Consider the following 24,154-nt stretch of genomic DNA (forward strand, 5'->3'; position numbering starts at 1 on the left):
ATGAACTCATCGTCACGCCGGTTGTCCCGCGCACGCACGCCGGATTTCACGTTCGTCCCTTCGCTGCTGGCCGCGTCGATTGCCGCATCGCTATTCGCGCCGGGCGCGGGTGCGTTTCCAACGGGCGCGAACGTCGTGCAAGGTTCGGTGTCGGTCGCGCCGCCGGTCGCGACGCCCAATGGCCCCGCGATGAACGTGCGGCAGACCACGTCGCAAGCGATCGTCAACTGGCGCGGCTTTTCGATCGGCGCGAACGAGACGGTGAATATCAGTCAGCCCAATGCGCAGTCCGTGATGCTCAACCGCGTGACCGGCACGAACGCGAGCTTGATCGCCGGGCGGCTGAACGCGAACGGCCGGGTGTTTCTCGTCAATCCGGCGGGCGTGTTGTTCGCGCGCGGTGCGTCGGTGAACGTAGGGTCGCTGGTGGCATCGACGCTCAATATTTCCAATAGCGATTTCCTCGCGGGCAGGTATCGTTTCTCCGCGGCGGCGGGCCAGCCCATTGCGAGCGTGGTCAATGAAGGCAGCATCGAGGCGGGACCGCACGGCACGATTGCGCTGCTCGGCGGGCAGGTCAGCAACAGTGGCACGGTGGCCGCGAAGCTCGGGACGGTGGCGTTCGGCGCGGGATCGGACATGACGCTCGATTTCGCGGGCGACGGCTTGACGATGATCAAGGTGGACGGCCGCGCGGCCCAGGCGCTCGTCGATAACGCGGGGCTCGTGCAAGCCGACGGCGGCCAGGTGCTGATGACGGCCGCAAGCGCCGACGCGCTCGCGGGCACGGTCATCAACCAGCGCGGGATCGTGCGCGCGCAGAGCGTCGAGACGCGCGGTGGCCGGATCGTGCTCGACGGTGGCGCGAACGGCATAACGCAGGTTTCCGGCACGCTCGACGCGACCGGCAGCGCGTCGATGAGCGGCGGGCGGATCGACGTGACGGGACAGACGGTGGCGCTTGCGAACGGTGCGTCGCTCGATGCAAGCGGCGGCACGGGCGGCGGCACGGTCCGCGTGGGCGGCGGCGTGGGCGGCAAGGACGCCACGCTCGCCAACGCGCGCGACGTGACCGTGGAGCAGGGCGCGGCCATTCACGCGGACGCGACGCAAAACGGGGACGGCGGCAGCATCGTGGTGTACGGCGCCGACACTGCGCGTATCCACGGCGCGTTGTCGGCGTTCGGCGGCCCGAGCGGCGGCAACGGCGGCTATCTGGAAACGTCGGGCGCGTTCGTCGATACGAACGGCGCGACGCTCGCCGCGAGCGCGCCCAAGGGCCGCGCCGGCTTGTGGCTGCTCGATCCGGCCGACGTGCAGATCGTGGATAGCACCACTACGACCACCACCACGCAAATCCTGACGAGCACCATCGACACCGTGCTGAATGGCGGCACGTCGTTCACGGTCGCGACACAACCGCTGACCGGCGTCGGCACCGGGCAGATCACGCTGTTCGGCCATATCGCGAAGACGCTGGGCGGCGACGCGACGCTCACGTTCGCGGCGAATACCGGCATCGTGGTCGCGCCGTTCACGACGCCGGCGGGCATCGCGTCGCCGCCACCGTCGATCATTTCCAGCGCGGGCAAGCTCAACGTCATTTTCACCGACGGCCCGGTGGCAGCGGGCGGTGTCGCCGGATCGATCGGTTTCACCGGCACGTCGAGCGCGGCGCCGGTCCTCGTGCAGACCAACGGCGGCAGCGTCACGGTCGGCGCGACCGCGCCGGGCGGCACCTTCGACGGGTCGTCGGTGAGATTCAACTTCACCAATATCGATACGCGCGGCCCGGCCGGCGACGGCGACCTCACGGTGCGCGCCGCGTCCACGCAAGGCACGGCGTTGCTCCTGACAGCGTCCAACTTCGCGACGGGCGCGGGCGCGCTCGACATGCGCGGTGTCGCTTTAGGCGAAGCGGGCGAAGGCGTCTTCTCCACCTCGCCGGTCGGCTTGCCGAACGAACCCTCAACCCTCACGACCACCAGCGGCGCGCTGCGCATCTATGGCTCGGCCGTGCATGGACCGCAGGACATTGCGGTGGATGGCGTGCTGCTCACGCGCAACACGGCGTTATCGACGCAATCCGGCACGGTGGACATTCGCGGCAACGTATCGAGCGTGCGCGGCGCGACGCAGAACGAACCCGAGTATCACGGCGTCGAACTCGGATCGGGCGTGGCGGTATCGTCGAATTCGGGGCTGATCTCCATTGCAGGCTCGACCGATACGAGCGACGCGGGCGTCGTGGTCGCCGGGCCGTTCAACGGCACGATCATCATCCCCGACAACACGCCGCTCGCGGTGAATCTGCCTGCGGTGAGCGTGCTTAGCGCCACCGGCGATATCGTGCTGCGCGCGGGCAATACGGTGGTCGAAGGTACGGGTGGATTCGGCGGCTCGGCGTCGAGTCTTTCGATCGAACCGGGCGCGGTGGTGTCGTCCTCGGGCGGCCTTGCAGTCGTGCCGGGCAGCGTGCTCGCGACACCCGCGAATCCGGCCTTCGCGCTGCAAACCGCCGATACCGTGCCGATCGGCCTGAACCAGTCCGCGCCCGGTTTGAGCCTGACCGCCGCCGAACTGTCACAACTCACCGGCTTCCAGTCGATGGTGTTCGGCAGCGCCACGCACACCGGCCTCATCAGCGTCGCGACGAACACGCCGTTCGCGGGCAACGTCACGCTCGCGAACGCTGGCGCGGGCAGCGCGGGCATCAGCCTGCCCGCCGGGATCAGCGCGCCGGGACACACGATCGCGCTCGACTCGGCAGGGCCGATCGCGGTCGGCGGGCCGATCACCGCCAATGCGCTGCTGCTCGCCGGTGCATCGCAGTTCACGCTCACCGATCCCACGAATACCGTGAACGTGCTCGCGGCGGCGAATGCGGGCGGCGTCAATTATGTGAACGCGGGGGCGCTCATCATCGGCCCGGTCGTCGCGCCGACTTTCGATGCGGCGGCCAATCAGTTCACCGTCCTCGACGCGACCAATTCGAGCGTGACCGGCGACTTCCGGGCACAAGCACTGACGGGCGGCATCCAGCTCGGCGGCGGAAGCGTTCAGGCGATCTCGCCGGTGGTCGCAGTGCCCGCCGCGCCGGGCTTTCCGGTCACACCGGTCACGCCGGTCGTGGCTGTCGTCGATAACACCGGCAATGGCGCGAACAACGGCGGCATCACGACCGTGCTGAAGGCAGCAGGTAACGGGCCGACCGGCAGCGCAACGACCAACCTCACGGCGGGCGGCGCGATCGACCTCATCATGGAAGAGGGCGTGTTCACCAACGCGGGCAGCGGCCGTTTGACCGCGGGCAACGGCTGGCGCGTGTGGGCATCGACGTGGACGGGCGAGGCGCGCGGCGGCATTGCGCCGGGCAATGCGCGGCCCGACTTCTACGGCTGCGCGTTCGCGGGCGGCTGCGGCTGGGGCGGCACGGTGCCGAGCGCGGGCAACCGCTTCGTCTACGTGGCGCGGCCGACCGTGACCGTCACCGCCGACAACAAGACGCGCGACGCGAACACGGCGAATCCACCGCTGACGTTCACATCGGCGCGGCTCATCAACGGCGATACCGCCGCCGACGCGCTCGCCGGTGGCCTCTCGACTGTCGCCACGATCAGCTCGCCGCCCGGGACCTACGGCATCGTGAGCGGGTTGTCGTCGCCGGTCGGCTACAACGTCGTGAATGCGAACGGCACGCTGACCGTCAACGCGGCGGTCAATCCCACGATCGTCGTCGTGCCGCCGGATCAGCCGCCACCGCCGCAGCAGCCGCCCATCGCCCAGGTCGAGACGATTCCTTCGGTGTTCAGCCGCACCGGCCTGCAACCGCTTTTCACGGCGCAAGAGCAGAGTTTTGTCTACGAGAGCAATCTCGGCGGCATCAATATTTGCGTCGGCTCGACCCAGCCGATCCTCGCCGCCGTGCAGTCGGACGGTCCCGCCGATACGCTCGCGACCGAATGGAAGCGCGTGCGCTCGCGGCCGAACCTGAACAACTGTCTGGTCGTGAACGGCCAGCACGCTTGCAGCGAATTCTGAGCGCCGCCATGTCCGCCTCCGCCTTCCAAATCGATATCGCGCCGTTGCTCGCGCCCACGCTCGACGCGCCGCCGGGCGGCCTGTCGCTCGAATACGACGCCTCGTTCCGCGAGTTCGAAGCGCTCGTGAACGGCAAGCAGGATCGCCAGTTCGATACCGCCGCCGAGGAACCGCCGTGGCGTGAAATCATGGAGCGCGGCGCGGCATTGCTCGCGCGCTCGAAGGACTTGCGCGTGGCGCTCGGCGTGATGCGCGCGGCGTCGCATCTCGCGGGCGTCGGTGGGTTTCACGCGGGGCTGCGGCTGCTGCTTGCGCTCTTCGACGACTACTGGGACACGCTGCATCCCGCGCTCGACCACGACGACGAAGATGCGTCCGAGACCGGCGACCCCGCGCTGCGCATCAACGCACTGGCCGCGCTCGCCGATCCGTACACACCGTTCGCGGGCCCCGCGACCTTGCTCCACGACTTGCGCTTGGCCGAAGTCTGTCGCGTGCGCGGCGAACGCGTCATCGTGCGCGACGTCCTGATCGCGCAGGGCAAGCTGCCGGTGGGCGAGGGCGAGACGGCCGTGTCGCTGCAGCACGTACAGGGCGTGCTAGCGGACGCGCTGCGCGAAGACCCGCACGCACTCGACGAAGCCTTCGCGCTGCCCGGTGCGATCCAGGCGCTCGCCAACCGCATGAGCGAGCGCTTCGGCGCGGACCGCGCGCCAAGCATCGCGACGATGATGAGCGTCGCGCAAACGCTGCTCGTGATGTGTCGCGGGGTCATGTCGGCGGCTTCGATCGCGAGTGCCGAAACGCCTGTTATTACGACGTCGCCCGCGGCGCCACCCGTGACGTTCACGCATGGCGCCGCGCCCGCGACTCGCGCGGATGCCGTCGCATTGCTCGACGCGGTGTGCGCGTTCCTCGAACGCACCGAGCCGGCGAATCCCGCGCCGCTTTTGATCCGCCGCGCGATCTCGCTGATGGGCAAGGACTTCATGGAGATCATGGAAGACCTCGCGCCCGACGGTCTTTCGCAGGTTCATCTGATCGCGGGGACGCGGCCTTCCTGATGCCGCCGAACGTGGCAACCCACGACAGCCGTTTCAATCGACGCGCTGCCGTTCGTCTTAATTACGTGGCTTTTTCTATCGCTTGCAGGGAGGCGTCATGGCAACCAGCAGTCAGAAGTTCATCGCCCGTAACCGGGCACCGCGCGTGCAGATCGAATACGACGTGGAGCTGTACGGCAGTGAGAAGAAGATCCAGTTGCCGTTCGTCGTGGCCGTGCTCGCGGATCTTTCGGGCAAGCCCGAAGAACCGCTGCCGGCTGTCGGCGACCGCAAGTTTCAGGAGATCGATATCGATAATTTCGACAGCCGCATGAAGGCGATGAAACCGCGTGTCGCGTTTCAGGTGCCGAACACGCTGACGAACGAAGGCAACCTGAGTGTCGATATCACCTTCGACACGATGGACGACTTCTCGCCGGCGGCGGTCGCGAACAAGGTCGATGCGCTCAAGAAGCTGCTGGATGCGCGCACGCAGCTCGCCAATCTCGTCATCTTCATGGACGGCAAGACGGGCGCGGAAGAACTGATCGCGCGCGTGCTCGACGACCCGTCGCTGCTCAAGACGCTCGCGAGCGCGCCGCCGCCCGCTGCTGCCGAATCAGCCGCGTCCGCATCCGATCCGGCTGCACCCGCCACTGCTTGAAAGGAACACGACCATGTCCGACATCCCGACTTCATCGACCCAGGCGGCCGAGGCGGCAACGCTCCCCGGCGCGATGCTCGAAGGCAGCGATCTCAGCGCGCTCCTGAACCGCGAGTTTCGCCCGAAAAGCGACGAGGCGAAAAGCGCGGTGCAAGCCGCCGTGCAGACGCTCGCGCAGCACGCGCTCTCGCAGACCCAGATCATTTCCGGCGACGCGATCCGCACGATCCACAGCATGATCGGCGAGATCGACGCGAAGCTCACGAGCCAGGTGAACGAGATCATGCATCACGCGGATTTCCAGAAGCTCGAAGGTTCCTGGCGCGGGCTTCATTACCTCATCAACAACACCGAAACCGACGAGATGCTCAAGATTCGCGTGATGAACATTTCGAAGAAGGATCTCGGCAAGACGCTCAAGCGCTACAAGGGCATTGCGTGGGATCAGAGCCCGCTCTTCAAAAAGGTCTACGAGGAGGAATACGGGCAGTTCGGCGGCCAGCCGTACGGCATGATCGTCGGCGATTATTACTTCAATCAGAGCCCGCCCGATGTCGAACTGCTCGGCGAGATGTCGAAGGTGGCGGCCTCCGCGCACGCGCCGTTCATCGCCGCCGCCGACCCGAGCCTCCTGCAGATGGACTCGTGGCAGGAACTCGGCAATCCGCGCGACCTGACCAAGATTTTCGGCACGCCGGAGTACGCGGCGTGGCGCTCGTTGCGCGAGTCGGAGGATGCGCGCTACATCGGCCTCGCGATGCCGCGTTTTCTTGCACGCGTGCCGTACGGCGAGAAGACCGCACCGGTCGATGAGTTCGATTTCGAGGAAGACACGGCCTTCGCGGATCATCGCAAGTATTCGTGGGCGAATGCGGCTTACGCGATGGCGGTCAATATCAACCGCTCGTTCAAGCTGTACGGATGGTGCTCGCGGATTCGCGGCGTGGAGGCGGGCGGCTTGGTCGAAGGGCTGCCGGTGCACAGCTTTCCCACCGACGACGGCGGCGTCGATATGAAATGTCCGACCGAAATCGCGATCTCCGACCGGCGCGAAGCCGAACTCGCGAAGAACGGTTTCATGCCGCTGATCCATCGCAAGAACTCGGATCTCGCTGCGTTCATCGGTGCGCAGTCGCTGCAAAAGCCGTTCGAATACGAAGACCCCGATGCGACCTCGAACGCCGCGCTTGCCGCGCGTTTGCCGTATCTGTTCGCATGCAACCGCTTCGCGCATTACCTGAAGTGCATCGTGCGCGACAAGATCGGCACGTTCAAGGAACGCTCGGATATGGAGAGCTGGCTCAACCGCTGGATCACGCAATACGTGGACGGCGATCCGGCCAATTCATCCGAGCACACGAAGGCGCAAAAGCCGCTTGCCGCCGCCGAAGTGAAGGTGGAGGAAGTGGAGGGCGCGCCGGGTTACTACACGTCGAAGTTCTACTTGCGGCCACATTATCAGCTCGAAGGGCTGACGGTGTCGCTGCGGCTCGTGTCGCGCTTGCCTTCGGCGAAGGCGGCGGGTTAGTCGCTGTAGATGCCGACTGCGCGCGCTTTCTTCAAGGCGCGCGCAGGATAGTCACTTGCGAAGGTTGACCGCACCACAACGCGGTCGCAGTGAAATTATCCTGACCGGGCCGCGCGCTTTCGCGCAACCGAGCGGCCAGCGCCGCAAGCCATCGATCCGGCGAGTCCGATTGCGCGATCGCGGCGATCATCGCGGCCTCATCCACGTATTCCCAGAAGCCATCCGTGCAGAGCAGGAACGCATCGCCATCGGCGATTTCGAACGGCGTATCGGGCGCTGCTATCGACAGTTCGTCGGTCGTCCCCAGCGCCGAGAAAAGTACATTGCGGCGCGGATGATGCCGCACGTCCTGCTCCGGCAGCAAATTCGCATCGAGCATGCTCTGCACCACGCTGTGATCCTGCGTCTGGATGCGCGTCGCGCCGCCGCGAAAACAGTAGAGCCGCGTGTCGCCGCAATGCGCCCAGGTCGCGAGTCCCGCCGTCGCGTCGATGGCGAGCAGCACGACGGTCGAGCGCATATCCGCAAGCGCTCCGCCGTCTTCCTGCGCATCGACCACGGCGTCGTTCGCCCGCAGCAGCACACGTCGCAAATTCGGGCCGCTTAGCGGCACGCCGCCCGCGTCGATACGCGACAGTTCCGCGAGCACGGTATCCACAACCACGCGCGATGCCACATCGCCGCCGCCGTGGCCGCCCGCGCCATCCGCGACGACGCACGCAAGCCGCCCCGCGCCACGCCAGATGCCGAAGGCGTCTTCATTGCGGCGACGGCCGCCCGCGTCGCTGACGCTTGCCGTGTGGAATTCCACGATGACTATCCGGTGATTGAAAGAAGTCGCTTTACGCGCGACGCTTGAGACGGTCGATCTGCGCCTCGTAGGCGGCGACGAACGCGCGGCCGAAGAGCGTATGGAAATCGTCTTCCGCTTCGCTCGCAAGCTGCCCGTAGAGTTCGGTGAACAGATCCCAGCAGCGCGCGCGCCGGTTGAGTTGCGGCAACAGCGTATCGAGCAGCGAATGCTGCGTGAGACGCGTCTCGATCCGCGCGGGTTCGAAGCGTTCGAACACGCCGTCGAGCGCCGCGCGCATCCCGGCGACAAAGCCAACCTGATGCGCGCGAAGATCGTCGAAGGCATCTGCGAGCGCAGTCTCGGCGGGCATGAAGCCGCGTGCTGGCGGACGCAGCAAATGCGCGAGCGCGGTGTCGACGTTCGGCGAGAACTTGAGCGGATTGTTTTCTTCCGCGACGATCAGCGTGGCGTCCGCGCGCATCTCGCGCTTGGTCGCGGCGCGCGCGGCCAGCAAGTCGAGCGTGCCTTGCGTCGATTCGCGCAGCAACGCGCCGATCAAACGCATCCGCGCGGGCGTCAGTGTGAAGTTGCCGACGTCCGCGCCGAGGCCTTCGAGGAATGCGCGGCGCAAGGCTTCGTCGTCGGTTGATTCGGGTTCGACACGCTCGGCGGGTTCTGGCCGCGCGCGTTGCATCGGCAGCGCGCTATGCAGTTCCGAACTGTGATCGGCGTAGGGCGCGCGCGGCGCTTGCGCGTGCGATTCTCCGGTCAGGCTCGCGAAGGGATCGGCGTCTTGCGCGGTGTTCGGTGCGCTCAGTGGTTCGTCGAATGCGCCGAGGCGCGCGGCGTTATCGGGCGCTTCTGTATCCGAGCCGGGACCGAGGCCATACAACTCGTCGATCGTCCGATGCTGCGCGGGATCGTTGAAGCCGAGGTCGAAATCGGCGGGCAGGGTATCGGCGTCTTTCTTCGGTTGTCCATCCGCTACCAGGAAGTTGTCGAACGCCGTGGCGGGCGCAGCGCCGAAGATATCGGCGAACGGATCGTCTGACACGCTCGGTGCGGCGCGCGACTCAGCCACCCGAGCATCGATCTGCGCGCGCAACTGATACCCGCCGATCTGCACTTCGTCGCCATCGCCGAGCGGCACTTCCTCGCCCGGTTCGAGCGCACGCCCATTGACGAGCGCGGGATTGCTGCCACGGTCGATCAACCCATAGCGGCCATCGCGCATCACGATCTGCGCATGCACGCGCGACACGGTGCGCTCGGCGTCGGCGAGCACGAGCCGGTTCGTCTCGGCGCGTCCGATCGTGCCGCCCGTTTCATCGAATTGCGCCGCCAGCGGCTGCTCGGGCAGCTCGCCGTTGTGGCGGCTCACGGTGAGGGTCAGCATCGGTTCATGTCCGTGGTGTCCAAGCAGGCGGTCTTCACTCGAACGCATAGTCGAAATCCCCCGCGCTCGCCAACAAGCGGATACGCGCGAGCGCGCTGCCTTCGGTGAGCCGCGTCAGATATTCGTTGGAGATGCGCGGCAGGACCGTATTGGTCAGCAACGCATCGATCACCCGGCCGCCCGATTCCGCCTCCGTGCAGCGCGAGACGATCAGCGCCACCGCAGCTTCGTCGTAATCGAACGGGATGCCATGGTTATCCGCGACACGGCGGCGGATGCGCTCCAGTTGCAGCCGCACGATGTTCGCCATCATCGTGTCCGAGAGCGGGTAGTACGGCACGGTCACGACGCGTCCGAGCAGCGCGGCGGGGAATACGTCGAGGAGCGGCGCGCGCAATGCGAGCGCGAGTTCATCCGGTTCGGGCGCGCGTTCGCGATGCGCCGCGTCGCCGCACATGCGCATGATGACGTCCGAGCCGACGTTCGAGGTCAGAAGAATGATCGTGTTCTTGAAGTCGATATAACGGCCTTCGCCGTCTTCCATCCAGCCCTTGTCGAAGACCTGGAAGAAGATTTCGTGCACATCGGGATGCGCTTTCTCCACTTCGTCGAGCAACACGACGCTATACGGACGACGTCGCACGGCTTCGGTGAGAATGCCGCCTTCGCCATAGCCGACATAGCCGGGCGGCGCGCCTTTGAGCGTCGAGACGGTGTGGGCTTCCTGGAACTCGCTCATGTTGATGGTGATGACGTTTTGCTCGCCGCCATAGAGCGCTTCGGCGAGCGCGAGCGCGGTTTCGGTCTTGCCGACACCCGATGTGCCGCAGAGCAGGAACACGCCGACGGGCTTGTTCGGATTGTCGAGCCGCGCGCGCGATGTCTGGATGCGCCGCGCGATCATTTCCAGCGCGTGACGCTGGCCGATCACGCGGCGGTCGAGCGTCTCCGCGAGATACAGGATCGCGGCGAGCTCGTTGCGCACCATGCGCCCGACTGGAATGCCGGTCCAGTCCGCGACCACCGACGCCACCACGCCCGCATCGACGCTCGGCAGGATCAGCGGGGCATCGCCTTGCAGCGTTGATAGCCGCGCGTCGAGTGTGGCGAGGCGGGCTAGCAGTTCGTCGCGGCTTTCGGGCTGTTCGCCCGCGGGCAGGTCTTCGTCGAGGGTAACCGGGGCGGCATCGTCCACCGCATGGCCGGCCGTGCGCAATCTCGCACGCACGGCGAGCAGCGCGTCCACCACGTCCTTTTCCTCGTTCCAGCGCGCCTCCAGCGCCGCGAGCGCCGCGTGTTCGGTGGCGAGCGCCGACGCCACCTGCGTCTCGCGCTCACCCGTCTCGATACCGATACTCGCCTCGCGCGCGACGATGCCCGCCTCGATCTCCAGTGCCTCGATGCGGCGTCGGCAATCGTCCACTTGCGGCGGCGTTGCGTGCTGGCTGACGGCGACGCGCGCACACGCGGTATCGAGCAAACTCACCGCCTTGTCGGGCAACTGGCGCGCCGGAATATAGCGATGCGAGAGCCGCACGGCAGCTTCGATCGCTTCATCGAGCAACTGCACGCGATGATGCGTCTCCAGGACGGCGGCCACGCCGCGCAGCATCCGCACGGCCTTGAGTTCGTCCGGCTCCTGCACCTGCACGACCTGAAAACGCCGCGTGAGCGCGGGGTCTTTCTCGATGTACTTCTTGTATTCGGCCCACGTCGTGGCGCCAATCGTGCGCAGGTTGCCGCGTGCGAGCGCCGGCTTCAGCAGGTTCGCTGCATCGCCCGTTCCCGCTGCGCCGCCCGCGCCGATCAGCGTATGAATTTCGTCAATGAACAGGATGATCGGCTGCGCGCTGGCTTGCACTTCTTCGACCACCTGCCGCAAGCGTTGCTCGAACTCGCCCTTCATGCTCGCGCCCGCCTGCAGCAGCCCGAGGTCGAGCGACCAGAGCGACACACCCTGCAGCGGCGGCGGCACGTCGCCGCGCACGAGCCGCTGCGCGAAACCTTCTACCACAGCGGTTTTGCCGACGCCCGCTTCGCCGGTCAAGAGCGGATTGTTCTGCCGCCGACGCATCAGGATATCGACGATCTGACGGATCTCTTCATCGCGGCCGCTGACGGGATCGGTCTCGCCGTTGCGTGCTTTTTCGGTGAGATCGGTCGCGTATTTGCTCAACGCTTCGAGCTTGCCCATCGCGGCGGGCGCGGGCGGTCCCGCTGAATCGGCCACGGCTTGCTCGGCCAATTGCGCGTCTTCCGACGAACCCGCAACGATCTGCGCGAAGCGATCGGATAGATCGTCGAGCTTGATGCGCTCGAATTGCCGCGAGATCGCCAATACGACATTGCGCAGGCGCGGCGTCTTCAGCATGCCGACCATCAGATGGCCGGTTCGCACGCGATTCGCGCCGAACATCAGCGTGCCGTAGACCCAGCCGCGCTCGATGGCATCCGTGACGTGCTCCGAAATATCGGAGATGGAGGTCGCGCCGCGCGGAAGGCGGTCGAGCGCCGCCGTCATGTCGCGTGCGAGCGCGGCGGCGTCGAGTTCGAAATGCACGACGAGCCGTTGCAGGTCCGAGTTCGGCGACTCGAGAATCTGCATGAGCCAGTGTTCGAGTTCGACATAAGGATTGCCGCGCAGCTTGCAGAACACGGCGGCGCTTTCGACGGCCTTGTACCCGAGCGGATCGAGCTTGGCGAAGAGCGCAACGCGACTGATTTCCGCCATTGCCGATACTCCTTGACGAGTGTTTAGCGTGGCCCGCGCGCGAGCCGCCGACATGACTAAGACGGCGCTCGCGGACGATTTTGAAGGGCGGCGCCGACGTGTGCATCGGCGTCGAGCGCGAGATCGGCGGCGTCGGCCTGACGCGCCGGATGAGCGAGCCATGTCGAAAGCCCGAGCCTTCCGCTTTGGCCGAGGCACACGGTCGGCACTTCCGCCGCGCGCAGAACGAGTTGCGCATCCCACGCGAGTTCGCGATTAAGCATCTGCCGCACCAGCGCGACGAGTACCGGCAACGCGTCGCCGCCAGGCAAAAGCGCTTCGTATTGACGCCAGGTGAGCGGCCCGAACACGATCCTGAACTTGTGCTGACGGTCCCAGCAGCGCGCGCCGAGCACCGCGCCGCGACCGAGCGCGGCGAACGATTGCCGGTCGCTGTCGGCACGAGACACGAGCGCGGTTTGCTCGTCACGGGCGAGCGTCATCCAGTGGCCGCAGAACGGTTCGATGCGCACGGGTACGCGCAGCACCGCCGCGATGATCGCGGCCAACGCCTCGGGCGGGCGCGTCTGCATGCTGAAAAGGCCTGCGAAATAGAGCTTCGCGTGATCCGACGCGGCGTCGCGCGCGCGGCTGGCTTCGTCGGCGATGCCGATCAGCGCGCCGATGTAGAACGCGAAGCGGTCGCTCTCCGGGCGGTCGAGATTATTCACCGGGCGGCCCTGCGCATGCGCGCGATAAAACAGCAGGCCGAAGCGGTGCATCAGCGTGTCGAGCAGACGCGGGAACGCGGCGTCTCCGTGATGCAGCACGCGTTCGCGGGCGAATTCCGTTAGATGACGCGGCAGCGGTCCGTTCGGTCCGAGAAAACCGAAGCCGCGTTGGGTCAGCATGGGCACGGTCGGATGGCGCGCGGTTTCGTCTGCTGCGCGCGTGAGGGCCGCGATCGGCGCGGGCGCGAACACGAGCGAGGCTTCCTGCGCGAGACGCAGCGGTTCGTCGGCGGGACGCGCGGCTTCACCCAGACGCGGCAGACGCGGCGTGAGCGCTTCGATCCGCCGCATCGCCTGAAACAGATCGTAGCGATGCGGCGCGTCGTGCAGCGCGTCGAAGAGCTTGCTCAACGCATCCGTTTCGCCGGGCGCGCGCGCGTCTAGAAAATGGGCCGGGTTCCGCATCGTGGAGACAAGCGCAGGATTTCGCCGCGCGACGGTGTGCGCAGCACCGTTTGCACGAACGTGTTGATGGAAACGTAGCGCGCGAAAAACCGGTCGAGCACGCAGCCGAGCAGATACGGACTCGCGCCCTGGAAGGCCAGGTCGTCGGCGGTCACGGCGATCGAGAGGCCGCGTCCGAACGCGATCGGTCCTTGCATCGGCAGACGCCGCACGACCGGCGTGGCGCTCACGGAAATCACGCCGCCGATCTGGTTGCGGCCAACCGCGTCGCTCGCGGCGACATGCAGCATCAGCAGCGCGCGCAGCGCCGCCGCACCCGCCGCGGGATCGTCGTGGCCGCTGCCGTCCGTGAGCGACAGATAGTGCAGCGAGAACTGGTCGATGAGCCGCCAGCCGTGCGCACCGTCCAGACTCAGCGTGCCGGGCCGCGATGGACCGGCGACGCACGCGGCGGAGGCGACCGGCGCGGCGATATCGAGCGTGAATTGCGCCGGCGGCCCGCCCGCGTTGATGAGAAGCGGCAGGTCGCGGTTGGTGCAGAGCGTCTCGAAAGCGAGTTGGCGCAAGTCGCCGCGATAGGGCGCTTGCGCGGTATCCACGATCGACACGAACACTTCGCTGCCCACGTAATCCGTGCGAAAAGCGCTGCGCCGGCGTTGCTCGGGCACACGGCGCGGCTCGCGTTCGACGCTGAAATAGGCAGCGCTTCCCGGTCGATCGGACAAAAAATCCGCATAGAACGGATGGAACACCTGCTCGCTGTCCGCGCCGCTGCCGAAGCCCGTCACGCGAGACACCGAATGGACTTCGAAATCGAGCGGATGCATGCGGTCGGGCACGACGTGAAAGCGCGGGGTATCGTCGGTGACGAAGGCGCGATCCGCGCGCTTCGGAAACAGGTTGATCGCAGGCACGCAATCGAGCATGACGTGCGCCGCCGACACCACGCGTTCGAGCGCAGCGTCGCTGCTCGACAGCAGGATCGTCACCTCGATCTCGCGGCACGCGAGGGCGGGCAATACGGCGGCGAATCCGGCGATCCGCGCGAAGCGAAAGCGCTGCGGAAACGCAAAATATTCGTGCAATAGCCGATAACCCTGGAACGCGTTCGCCGTGACCGGCAACAATGCTTCTTCATCGCTGAAGCCCGAACGCGAGACGGCATCCGGCGCGAGCACGTAAAGCGGCGCACCCGGGTTGCCGGCATCCGCGACCACGACCGCCAGCGCGTTACCGGTAACGCATTCGTGGAGCTTGTACGCGATGTCGTCGCCGCCGGAAAAATAGAGGCTCAGCGTGTCGAGCGTGAGCGCGGCGAACGTGACGTTCGGCGGCGTCGCGAGCCGCAGTCGCAGCGCGCCCTTCACGCGCGGCAACACGGCGCGGGTAGCGGGCACGGACGCGAGCGGCAGGTCCGTCACGCGCGGCAGATACGACGCCTCGGTCAGCTCGACGGGCCACAGCGTAAGGTCCGCGCCGGTCCTGAATTCGCACGCGCTGGTTTCGTTCGGTCCGAGCCGTGCGGGCGGCAAGAGCAGCGCGGTCTGGCGCGGCACGGTGAAGCCCGCGATCAGATTCGGGTTGCCGAAGTCGGGCGCGAGCCGCGCGATCAGCATCGCGGGCGTCGGGCAGACTGTTTGCGGCAGCACGGCGGCGGCAAGCCGCTGCGTGAAGCGCGGAAATTCCTCTTCCAGTTTGAGTTGCACGCGCGCGGCGAGGAACGCGCTGCCTTCGAGCAGGCGCTCGACATACGGATCGGCTACTTCGGTCGAGGTCATGCCGAGACGCGCCGCGATACGCGGAAACTGCTCGGCGAACTCGGCGCCCATCTCTCGCAGATGCGCAAGCTCGGTGTTGTAGTGGCGCAAGAGACGCGGGTCCATACACGCTCCGGTTAGCTCGTTCGGGGCCGATTCACAGCATTTCAGCGCGGCATTTCAGTCACCGTGATGCCGCCTTCTTCCAGGTCGATCTGTGTGCGCAACGCGATTTCGAGCGGCACGGGTTCGGCCCATAAAAGCCCGCGTATCACGAGCGAAATCTGGTTATGCATATCGAGCACGGAACGGTCGAACACGGGTTCGATCGCAAGCGACGACGCCACGATGCGCGGCTCGAAGCGCTCGATGGCTTGGCGGATCGCCTGTTCGAGCACGACCGCATCGACGGTCGAGGCGAACCGTCCGGCCAAGCACGGCAAGCCGAAATTAAGTACCGACGACGCCACATGCGGATACGCGCTCGCGTTCAGATCGCCGCCGAGGCTCGTCGTGTTGAAGAGCCACGACAGGTCGCGCAGCACCGCCGCGCGCAAGGCGCGTCGCGTGAGAAAACGGCCTTCGGATGCATCCGGTCTGGTTGGCGTATCGGCGCGCGGATCGTCGATCAGCCGGTCCAGCAGCGATGGCTGCAGACGCTCGTTCGCGCTGCGATCGGCGGGCGTGCTCATGTCGTGCTCATGTCGCCCGCCGCGCCGCGACGTCGAGCGAGAACACGACTTCAGCGCCGCGCGCGCCGGTGTTTTTCTGCGGCGCGCAGGTCATCGTCAGCTTGCGCGCGGATATTTCGAATACTTCGCAGATCCGCCCAAGTTTCGCGCTGGTATAGATGTGATAGTTGCGCACGAAGGCGTCTTCCAGCTTGAACGACAAGTACTCGATCTGCACGCCGTTCTCCGGTCCGCCCGCCTTGAAGCAGCGCAGTTCTGCGAGCGAAAGCGGCTCGACTTGAGCGCAAAGCCGCGCAAGCGCGGGGGACGCCGCGTCCACCGTCTTGACGATACCGAGTTCGGTCACGCGCATGTCGTTAGCGTTCAACGCTTGCGACGGATGCACGGCTTCGTAACCTTCGGCCCAGCGCCAGCCGTGAATCTGCATCGGCGTGTCCCAGTCGCCTCGCGCCGACGCTTCGCCCTTCACCGGCGTGTTGCTGCGCTTCGGCACGATCTGCAGAAGCATGTCGTCGGACGCTTCCATCGCCAGCGCGTCGAACTCGCTCAGATACGCGAGCGTGAGACGGCTTGCGGCGTGGACCGGCGAGGCATCGGGGACGGGCATCGTCGCTTCCTTCGCGCGTGAAGCGCTTTGCGGGTTGAGGCGCGGGTCGTGCTTCTAAGACGGCCCGGACATAAGAATTCTTCAAGCGACTTTTCGAGCGCATCAAGTTTAAAAACGCGAGCCGGTCTTCGTCCTTGTAGCGAAACCGGCGAGCCCGGCCGCGCCAAGCGTCACCGGCGACGCCGACGTTTCCCGGCCCAATACGAGGAGCGAATCATGGCGATTGACTGCTATCTGAAGATCGACGGTATCGAAGGCGAGTCGAAACACGACGGGGCCGAAGGACAAATCGAAGTGACCGCGTGGGACTGGAGCGTGGATAACCCGAGCAGTTCAACGGGCACCACCGGCAGCGGCAAGGGCCGGGCCACACCGGGCGCGCTCATCTTCGTACACGCCTACGACAAGGCATCGCCGAATCTCGCGAAGAACTGCGTATCGGGCAAGCATCTCGATTCCGCGAAGTTCACGGTGAGCAAGTCGGGCGACGGGCAGAAGGAGTTCCTCACCGTCACGCTCAAGCAGGTCACCGTGGTGCATGTCGTCGATAACTGCACGGACACGGGCGACCTGCAGGAAACCGTGAACCTGAGCTACGGCGACATCGAGTTCGAATACAAGACGCAGGACGCGAAGGGCGCGCTCGCCGGATCGACCAAGTTCGGCTGGGATTTGACGAGCACGAAGACGCGCTAGCCGCGGCCGATCCGTCGCAAACCGCCGCCAATCCGCTGTTTTTGTCATGAAGATGCCGAGGGCCGGCTTACCGCCGGCTCCGCGTGGAACCCGCCATGCCGCCTCCGCTCGCTCGCATCGAAACGCCGCTCGGCGACGATCTGCTGTTTCTCGGCATGCGTGGCGATGCGGAACTCGGACGCATGTTCAGCTACGACCTCACCCTCGTGTCGAAGCGGCCGGATATCGACTTTCGGCAGGTGCTCGCGAAACGCGTGAAGGTGTCGCTGGAAGTGCAGGGACAAAAGCCGCGCGTATTCAGCGGCTACGTAACGGGTTTTCGGCAAGCGGGGATGCGCGGGCGCGCCTATGTTTATCGCGCGGCCCTCAGGCCTTGGCTGTGGCTGCTCACGCGGCGCAGCAACTGCAGGATGTTCCAGGACAAGAGCGTCGAGGACATCGTCAAGGCGATTTTTGCGGACCCGGTTTATGCCGGTGTCGAAACCGGCGAGATCAAGTGGAAGGCGAGTTCGCGCACGCATCCGCGCCGCGAATACTGCGTTCAGTATCGTGAGTCGGATTTCAATTTCGTGAGCCGCCTGCTCGAAGATGAAGGCATCTACTACTGGTTCGACGATCGCGACGGCCACGAGTCGCTAGTCTTCACCGATACGCTCGCGATGCACGAAAGCGCGCCCGGTTGCGATTCGCTGCCTTATGGCGCGATGCAGGGCGCGTCGCCGGATCTGCCGTATGTAAGCGAATGGCAGACGCATTATGAAATCGAAACGCACAACTGGCTCCTCACCGATTACGACTTCAAGCATCCATCGCGCATCCTGCAAAAACATGCGGTGAAAGAGATGCCGGGCTTCAGCGCATTCGCCGATCTCGAACATTTCGATTTTCCCGGCGGCTACGTGGACCCGGACTACGGCGAGAGTCGCGTGAAGACGCGCGCCGACGAGTGGCAGAAAAACGCGGGAAGCGCCGGAAGCGGCCATGAGCTTCCCGCGCAGGACTGGCACGCGTTCAACTGGCATCAGGTGGATGGCTGCACGAATAGCGGCAGCGTACGCGCCGGAAGTTTGCTTTCGCTCGAACGGCATCCGCGCGCCGATCAGAACACGCAGTATCTCGTCACGCACACGCATTACGAGATCGAACTCGCGGATCGCGAGGCATTCGAAGGCGCGCAATCAAGCCGCTGCGAATGCCGGTTCGCCGCGATCAGCGCCAAGCAGCCGTTCACGCCCGCGCGCACGAGCCGCAAGCCGTTCGTGCAGGGACCGCAAACGGCGGTCGTCGTCGGCCCGGCGAGCGAGGAACTCTATACCGATAAATACGGCCGCGTGAAGGTGCAGTTCTTCTGGGATCGCTTGGGCAAACGCGATGAAAACAGTTCGTGCTGGATGCGCGTGTCGCAGCCGCTCGCGGGCAAGGGCTGGGGTTCGGTATCGATTCCGCGCATCGGGCAGGAAGTGATCGTCGATTTTCTGGAAGGCGATCCGGACCGGCCGATCATCACGGGCCGCGTCTACAACGCCGAGCAGATGCCGCCGTTCTCCCTGCCGGGCGACGCCGTGGTGAGCGGCATGAAGTCGAACACGCACAAGGGACACGGCTACAACGAGATGTCGATGAACGACACGGCGGGCAAGGAAAAGATCACGATTCACGCGCAATACGACATGGGTTCCACCATCAAGCACGACAAGACCACGACCGTGCAGAACAACCGCACGGACCATATTCAGGTGGACGATGCGCACACGGTCGATGGTACGCATACGGTGAAAGTGGGTAAAGAACAGAAGGTGACCATCGGCACGAACCGCGTGAAGACCGTGGGCGGCACGGAGAACACGACGATCACCGGACACCGCACGGAAACGGTCAATAGCGGCGAGACGGTGACGGTTCACGGCGGACGCGATCACACGGTCACCGGCGTGCAGAAGACCACCATCACGGTCGCGGAAATGCATTCGGTGGGCGCGGGCCGCATGCACAACGTGGGCGCGGGCGAGACCGTGACGATCGCGGGCGTGCAGATGGTCAGCGTCGGGCTCGCGCAGATGGTGAGCGTCGGCGGCGCACAGAAGGTGAACGTCGGGCCGCTGCAATCGATCACGGTGAAAGGCTCGCACAAGCTGTCGGCGGCGGTGATCGACCAGACCTCGAAGGGCGTGTTCAAGGTGAAAGCGGGCGGTGCATGCACGGTGGAAGCGCCGACCATCACGCTCAAGGCGGGCGGCAGCAAGATCGTGATGGAAAGCGGCGGCATCACCATTAGCGGCGCAAAAATCACGATCAAGGCGGACGGCGGCGCGTCGTTCAAGGCAGGCGGCGCGATCACGATCAAAGGCTCGAATCTCGGCGAGGACTGACACCATGGACGATTTCGATCCGGCCCACGCGGGCGCAATGATGGCCGAGGCGGCGGCGTGGGCGAGTCTGGGACGTGACGGCGTGCGGCTCGCGACGTTCGCCGGACTCGATGCGGACGGCCGCTTTCTCGTGAGTCTGAGCGATGCGCTCGAACCGCTCGCGGCGTTATCGACGGTGGCGCTATCCGGCGACGAACGCGGTGCGCGCGTCGTCGTGGCGTTCGAGAACGGCAACGTGCGGCGGCCGGTGATCGTCGGTCGGCTCGTGACGAGTGCACCGTGCGCGGGCGTGAAGATCGACGGTGAGCGCGTCGTGCTGTCGGCTGCGCGCGAGATCGAGTTGCGCTGCGGCGAGGCGAGTCTCGTGCTGACGTCGGCGGGCAAAGTAATTATCCGAGGCAACTATATCGTCTCGCGTTCGCGAGGCGCGAACCGTATCAAGGGCGCGTTCGTCGATATCAACTAGGCGGCATCGGCCGCGAGGGTGCGTCAAATGTGGCAACTCGAAAATCGCACGCCTTATGCCGCCGAGCGCACCTGGGTACGCGGCATGCGCGGCGAGGAAATATGGATCGTCGCGGTGAAATGCACGTTCGATATTTTCCCCGACGGCACGCTGCAAGCGGCGGCGAAACAGCCGCCGGTGATCCCGTTCCCGCAAACCATCGACCGCGCCGCGCCCGGCGATTCGAGCCTGCTTTACGACATGGACCTCGTGCGAACGAAGACAGCGACCGACGTCGTGCTGCACGGCCACGCCTGCGCGCCGCACGGAGAAGCGGTTACGCAACTGGACGTGGGCTTTCGCGTCGGACCGCTCGCGAAGCGTCTCTGCGTGACCGGCGAGCGCGCGTGGGCCGGGCGCACGCCGTCGCGGCCCACGCCGTTCTCGCGGATGCCGCTCGTCTACGAGCGCGCATTCGGCGGCTTCGACGCGGCGAGTCTCGCGACCGCGCGTCCGCAGTGGGACATGCGCAACCCGGTGGGGATAGGCTATGTTGCGCCGGGTGCAAAAGAGCCGCCGTTCGGGCGGCTGCCGGAGATCGAGTATCCGGATGAGCGCATGCAGCGCTGGAACGACCTGCCGCGACCGGCCGGATTCGGGCCGATTCCCGGCCACTGGCAGCCGCGCGCGTCGCTTGCGGGCACGTGCGATGAAGCATGGGAACGCGAGCGCATGCCGCTCCTGCCGCTCGATTTCGACGATCGCCACTACCAGTGCGCGCCGGCCGATCAGCAAGTGCCCGGTTTCCTCACGGGCGGCGAGCCGGTCGTGCTGCTGAACCTGACGCCCGCGGGCGCGTTGCGATTCAACCTGCCGCGCGTGCATCTCGGCATGGAGACGTTCTTCCATACCGGCGCGCGGCGCAGGCACGATCCGCCGCGCCTGCATACCGTCATCATCGAACCGGATCTCGCGCGCGTGTCGCTCGTCTGGCATAGCGCGCTGTCGTGCCATCCGCTCGTCTACAAGCTGGAGCGCACGCGGATTATCGAAAAGGCCCTCGTCAATGCGCCTGCCAACGCGGCCGCGAGTGTGAGCGTGAGCGCATGACTCCGCAAGATACCGCCGACGCGCCGCTCGCCGATGTCGTGCAGGAACACGCCGACGAAGCCATGTTCCTGTGGTTCCAGCGCGCGCACGCGGTCCATGCGCCGAACTATTCGCCGAAGCAGTTCGCGGATCTCGACGAACGGCTCGCAGCGCATCTCGACGGCTTGCGCGTCGCAGGCGACGCGGGCTGGGACATCGCTTGCGCGGCGCTGGTGAATCGTTGCCCGGAGGATTATTTTCCATCCGCTGTGCTGGCGCTCGAAACGCCGGATACGCGCTTCGATCAACTGGTCGAGCGCGCCACGAAACAACCGGACGTGGTGCCGGGATTGATATCGGCGCTCGGCTGGGTGTCGTCGCGTTATCTCGCGGGGCGCGTTGTCGCGTGGCTCGACGACCCTTCGCCGCTGCGTCAGAAGCTCGGGCTTGCTGCGTGCGCGCTGCATCGTCTGGACCCGGGCGCGGCGCTCGTGCGCGCGTTGAACGCGAGCGCCGACAGCGTGCGGATTCGCGCGTTGCGTAGCGCGGGCGAACTTGGGCGTATCGATACGCTTGCGCATTGCCGCGCGCAACTGTTCGATCCGAAGCCCGAAGCCGCGTTCTGGGCCGCGCGTTCGGCGGTGCTGCTGGGCGATCGCGGCGATGCGCTGGCCGTCTTGCGGCGCGCAGCGCTTGCGCCGGGCGCGCGGCGTCTGCGCGCCATGCAGCTTCTGCTGCAAACGCTCGATCCCGCCGATGCCCACGCGTTTCTGCTCGAACTCGCCGCGACGCCGGATGCGGCGCGCTTGCGGGTGATCGGCGCGGGATGGTCGGGTAATCCGCGTTATGCGGCGTGGCTTGTCGAGCAGATGGCGAATCCCGCGCTGGCGCGAATCGCCGCCGAGGCGTTCGTGAATATCGCCGGGACGGATTTCAACATCGAGCAGATGGAAGCGCCGCCGCCCGACGGTTTCGAGGACGGCCCGAGCGACGACCCCGACGACGAGCAAGTCGATGTGCCTGAAGACGTGGCGCTGCCGTGGCCCGATGCGGCGCGGATAGCGTCGTGGTGGAGCGCGCAGCAAGGACGCTTCGAAGCAGGCCGCCGCTATTTTCTCGGCAAACCGGTAACGCCCGCGCATTGCCGCGACGTACTTGCAACCGGATTCCAGCGGCAACGCATCGCCGCCGCGCTGTTCCTGCCGATCCTCGCGCCGGGCAGCGTGTTGTTCAACTGCTCGGCGCCCGCGTGGCGGCAGACGCGGCTGCTTGGCGGCGCATCGTCGTGAGCAACGCCATGCCTGCGCCGCTTATCGGGATTATCGGGCTGGGTGCATCGACGCCGATCGGCCGCACGGTCTGGGCGAGCGCCGCAGCCGCGCGCGCGGGCATCTGCGGATTCTCGCAGCATCCGTTCATGGTCGATACGATCGGCGGCCCGATGCGGATCGCGTCCGCGAAATGGCTTGCAGCGGAAATCGAAGGCGCGGCGCGTTATGCCGCGTTGCTGTTCCCCGCTATCGACGAAGTGCTTGCGCAGATCGATGGCGATCGTTCATTGCATGCAATGCGTATTGGCTTGGCACTTGCATTGCCTGCGCCCAGGCCGGGGCTTCCTGAAGGGCTGGCGCGCACGCTCAGCGACGAGATTGCCGCGCGTTTTGCCGGGCGGTTCACAGCTGTCGCGTGTTTCGAGGCCGGGCATGCAGCGGGCGTGATCGCGCTCGATGCCGCGATCCGGCGGGTGTCGAACGAGGCGACTTCTTTCGATGCATTCGTTGTGGCCGGCGTGGATTCGTATCTCGAACCGGAGACGCTCGAATGGCTCGAAGCGTGCGACCAGTTGCACGGGGCCGGGCCGCTCAACAACGCGTGGGGATTCATTCCCGGCGAGGCGGCGGGCGCGATCGCGATTGCACGCGATATGGCCGATCCGCTGGGCGATGTGGTGAGCATCGGGCTGGGTCGTGAGGCGCATCTCATCAAGAGCGAGGACGTGTGTACGGGGGACGGGTTGACGCGGGCTTTTCATAGCGCGCTCGATTCACTTGGCGTCGGCACGCGAGTCGACAACGTGTTTTGCGATCTCAACGGAGAGACCTATCGCGCCGATGAGTATGCGTTCAGCGCATTGCGGATGGGAGCGCGGATGCGGTCCGCGTCGGATTTTGTGGCACCGGCCGATTGCTGGGGCGATGTGGGTGCTGCGGGGGCGCTGTTGCATATCGCGCTTGGGGTGATTGTTGCGCGCAAGGGCTATGGGCGCGGGGCGCTGTCGTTGGTCTGGGCCAGTTCGGAAGGCGGGGAGAGGGGGGCCGTTGTGGTGCGGGGATAAGGTTTGGCCGCTGGCGCTTGGGTGGGGTGGGTTGCGTGGTCTCTTGAGAGTTATCGGGGAATTCGCACGCGGTTTTGTTTGCTGGCGCGTTGTCTATGTTTGCTGGCGCTTTCTGGGAACTTGCTTTCGTGTCGGTCTATTTGCTCTGCCCCTATCCGGGGCGGGTCTGGCGCGGCTGTTTGGCGCCGTCGGGCGGCTTGAGGGTGGGCGGGGTAAGCCGTTTGATGCTCGGGCGCTTTTCTGTGAACTTGCTTTCATGTAGGTCTATTAGCACGCCGCTATGCGCGGCAGCAGTCACTTTCTTTGCTGCTGCAAAGAAAGTAACCAAAGAAAGCAGCTTGTCCGTCTAAGTGTCCACCACGAACCGTTTCTGGGAGTGGTGCGCAAGCTGATTCGGCCATCGCACCACACAACAAAGTGGAGCCGCTCATTCATCCCCGCAGGCACAAAGTGCCTGCCGGAACGGCATAACCGAAGAAACCAAACCAAACCAAATCGATGGTTTTTAGATATGCCCGTCGTCCGAGCGCAGCGAGGAGGGAACTGACAGGCGCTGTGCCAATACCAACGAATGCGAGTTGCCATAGTCAGCTTGCGCGCCTATCCGCGAGGTTATTCGAGGTGGACACTTAGGCGGATAAGCTGCTTTCTTTGGTTACTTTCTTTGCAGCAGCAAAGAAAGTGACTGCTGCCGCGCACAGCGGCGAGCTAATAGACCTACACGAAAGCAAGGTCCATAGAAGCGCCCGAAAATCAGACGGTGTAACCCACCTTGAAGCCGCCCAACGGCGCC

General features: G+C 65.6%; 17 protein-coding genes. 10 read left to right on the forward strand and 7 right to left on the reverse strand.

What is annotated here, in order from left to right; all coding sequences use genetic code 11:
• The 4 genes from AC3D25_RS08065 to tssC all read left to right on the forward strand — a co-directional run bounded on the left by AC3D25_RS08065 (nucleotide 1) and on the right by tssC (nucleotide 7,276).
• Nucleotides 1-4,041, forward strand: coding sequence for a two-partner secretion domain-containing protein (locus AC3D25_RS08065; RefSeq protein WP_488887900.1), 4,041 nt, complete (start codon nucleotides 1-3; stop codon nucleotides 4,039-4,041).
• 8 nt (nucleotides 4,042-4,049) lie between these two features.
• Entirely contained in the window at nucleotides 4,050-5,105 is a 1,056-nt protein-coding gene (locus AC3D25_RS08070; RefSeq protein ID WP_488887901.1) for a type VI secretion system protein TssA, read from the forward strand.
• A gap of 97 nt (nucleotides 5,106-5,202) precedes the next feature.
• A complete protein-coding gene (gene tssB / locus AC3D25_RS08075) occupies nucleotides 5,203-5,748 on the forward strand; it encodes a type VI secretion system contractile sheath small subunit (protein WP_488887902.1) in 546 nt (181 codons plus the stop codon).
• Between the two features lie 73 nt (nucleotides 5,749-5,821).
• On the forward strand, nucleotides 5,822-7,276 hold the full coding sequence (gene tssC / locus AC3D25_RS08080) for a type VI secretion system contractile sheath large subunit (protein ID WP_488889635.1): 1,455 nt from the start codon (nucleotides 5,822-5,824) through the stop codon (nucleotides 7,274-7,276).
• A gap of 31 nt (nucleotides 7,277-7,307) precedes the next feature.
• Here the strand turns inward: tssC and AC3D25_RS08085 are convergent, their stop codons facing one another.
• From AC3D25_RS08085 to AC3D25_RS08115, 7 genes are read right to left on the reverse strand one after another with little or no spacing between them, the layout of a single operon-like run.
• Nucleotides 7,308-8,087 carry a PP2C family protein-serine/threonine phosphatase gene (locus tag AC3D25_RS08085; protein WP_488887903.1) on the reverse strand — a complete coding sequence of 260 codons (780 nt, stop codon included), beginning with the start codon at nucleotides 8,085-8,087 and terminating at the stop codon, nucleotides 7,308-7,310.
• A gap of 31 nt (nucleotides 8,088-8,118) precedes the next feature.
• Nucleotides 8,119-9,465, reverse strand: coding sequence for a type VI secretion system-associated FHA domain protein TagH (tagH, locus tag AC3D25_RS08090; protein WP_488887904.1), 1,347 nt, complete (start codon nucleotides 9,463-9,465; stop codon nucleotides 8,119-8,121).
• A gap of 34 nt (nucleotides 9,466-9,499) precedes the next feature.
• Nucleotides 9,500-12,196, reverse strand: a complete 2,697-nt coding sequence (tssH, locus tag AC3D25_RS08095; protein WP_488887905.1) for a type VI secretion system ATPase TssH — start codon at nucleotides 12,194-12,196, stop codon at nucleotides 9,500-9,502.
• Nucleotides 12,197-12,252: 56 nt separating this feature from the next.
• The gene (tssG, locus tag AC3D25_RS08100) at nucleotides 12,253-13,317 is read right to left on the reverse strand and encodes a type VI secretion system baseplate subunit TssG (RefSeq protein ID WP_488887906.1); all 1,065 of its coding nucleotides are present in this window, start codon (nucleotides 13,315-13,317) and stop codon (nucleotides 12,253-12,255) included.
• Between the two features lie 29 nt (nucleotides 13,318-13,346).
• Nucleotides 13,347-15,254, reverse strand: coding sequence for a type VI secretion system baseplate subunit TssF (gene tssF / locus AC3D25_RS08105; protein ID WP_488887907.1), 1,908 nt, complete (start codon nucleotides 15,252-15,254; stop codon nucleotides 13,347-13,349).
• Nucleotides 15,255-15,295: 41 nt separating this feature from the next.
• The gene (gene tssE, locus AC3D25_RS08110; RefSeq protein ID WP_488887908.1) at nucleotides 15,296-15,820 is read right to left on the reverse strand and encodes a type VI secretion system baseplate subunit TssE; all 525 of its coding nucleotides are present in this window, start codon (nucleotides 15,818-15,820) and stop codon (nucleotides 15,296-15,298) included.
• Nucleotides 15,821-15,827: 7 nt separating this feature from the next.
• Complete coding sequence (locus tag AC3D25_RS08115; protein ID WP_488887909.1) at nucleotides 15,828-16,427, reverse strand: type VI secretion system tube protein Hcp; 600 nt, start codon at nucleotides 16,425-16,427, stop codon at nucleotides 15,828-15,830.
• Between the two features lie 216 nt (nucleotides 16,428-16,643).
• On the opposite strand from AC3D25_RS08115, the gene AC3D25_RS08120 reads away from it, so the two are divergent.
• From AC3D25_RS08120 to AC3D25_RS08145, 6 genes are all read left to right on the forward strand, one after another.
• Nucleotides 16,644-17,123, forward strand: a complete 480-nt coding sequence (locus AC3D25_RS08120) for an Hcp family type VI secretion system effector (RefSeq protein WP_488887910.1) — start codon at nucleotides 16,644-16,646, stop codon at nucleotides 17,121-17,123.
• Between the two features lie 95 nt (nucleotides 17,124-17,218).
• The gene (locus AC3D25_RS08125; RefSeq protein ID WP_488887911.1) at nucleotides 17,219-19,492 is read left to right on the forward strand and encodes a type VI secretion system Vgr family protein; all 2,274 of its coding nucleotides are present in this window, start codon (nucleotides 17,219-17,221) and stop codon (nucleotides 19,490-19,492) included.
• 4 nt (nucleotides 19,493-19,496) lie between these two features.
• Entirely contained in the window at nucleotides 19,497-19,958 is a 462-nt protein-coding gene (locus AC3D25_RS08130; RefSeq protein ID WP_488887912.1) for a DUF6484 domain-containing protein, read from the forward strand.
• A gap of 27 nt (nucleotides 19,959-19,985) precedes the next feature.
• The gene (locus tag AC3D25_RS08135; protein WP_488887913.1) at nucleotides 19,986-21,047 is read left to right on the forward strand and encodes a DUF2169 family type VI secretion system accessory protein; all 1,062 of its coding nucleotides are present in this window, start codon (nucleotides 19,986-19,988) and stop codon (nucleotides 21,045-21,047) included.
• Nucleotides 21,044-22,315 (forward strand): TIGR02270 family protein, encoded by a 1,272-nt coding sequence (locus AC3D25_RS08140; protein ID WP_488887914.1) that lies wholly within the window; start codon nucleotides 21,044-21,046, stop codon nucleotides 22,313-22,315. The genes AC3D25_RS08135 and AC3D25_RS08140 overlap by 4 nt, the downstream gene beginning before the upstream one ends.
• A gap of 8 nt (nucleotides 22,316-22,323) precedes the next feature.
• A complete protein-coding gene (locus tag AC3D25_RS08145; protein WP_488887915.1) occupies nucleotides 22,324-23,361 on the forward strand; it encodes a hypothetical protein in 1,038 nt (345 codons plus the stop codon).
• Nucleotides 23,362-24,154: the final 793 nt, after the last annotated feature.

The sequence above is a fragment of the Caballeronia sp. SL1002 genome (assembly GCF_057814995.1).

Coding starts and splice junctions, on each gene's coding strand:
- AC3D25_RS08065 (WP_488887900.1), top strand. CDS start 1: ATGAACTCATCGTCACGCCGGTTGTCCCGCGCACGCACGCCGGATTTC.
- AC3D25_RS08070 (WP_488887901.1), top strand. CDS start 4,050: ATGTCCGCCTCCGCCTTCCAAATCGATATCGCGCCGTTGCTCGCGCCC.
- tssB (WP_488887902.1), top strand. CDS start 5,203: ATGGCAACCAGCAGTCAGAAGTTCATCGCCCGTAACCGGGCACCGCGC.
- tssC (WP_488889635.1), top strand. CDS start 5,822: ATGCTCGAAGGCAGCGATCTCAGCGCGCTCCTGAACCGCGAGTTTCGC.
- tagH (WP_488887904.1), bottom strand. CDS start 9,465: ATGCTGACCCTCACCGTGAGCCGCCACAACGGCGAGCTGCCCGAGCAG.
- tssH (WP_488887905.1), bottom strand. CDS start 12,196: ATGGCGGAAATCAGTCGCGTTGCGCTCTTCGCCAAGCTCGATCCGCTC.
- tssF (WP_488887907.1), bottom strand. CDS start 15,254: ATGGACCCGCGTCTCTTGCGCCACTACAACACCGAGCTTGCGCATCTG.
- tssE (WP_488887908.1), bottom strand. CDS start 15,820: ATGAGCACGCCCGCCGATCGCAGCGCGAACGAGCGTCTGCAGCCATCG.
- AC3D25_RS08115 (WP_488887909.1), bottom strand. CDS start 16,427: ATGCCCGTCCCCGATGCCTCGCCGGTCCACGCCGCAAGCCGTCTCACG.
- AC3D25_RS08120 (WP_488887910.1), top strand. CDS start 16,644: ATGGCGATTGACTGCTATCTGAAGATCGACGGTATCGAAGGCGAGTCG.
- AC3D25_RS08125 (WP_488887911.1), top strand. CDS start 17,219: ATGCCGCCTCCGCTCGCTCGCATCGAAACGCCGCTCGGCGACGATCTG.
- AC3D25_RS08130 (WP_488887912.1), top strand. CDS start 19,497: ATGGACGATTTCGATCCGGCCCACGCGGGCGCAATGATGGCCGAGGCG.
- AC3D25_RS08135 (WP_488887913.1), top strand. CDS start 19,986: ATGTGGCAACTCGAAAATCGCACGCCTTATGCCGCCGAGCGCACCTGG.
- AC3D25_RS08140 (WP_488887914.1), top strand. CDS start 21,044: ATGACTCCGCAAGATACCGCCGACGCGCCGCTCGCCGATGTCGTGCAG.
- AC3D25_RS08145 (WP_488887915.1), top strand. CDS start 22,324: ATGCCTGCGCCGCTTATCGGGATTATCGGGCTGGGTGCATCGACGCCG.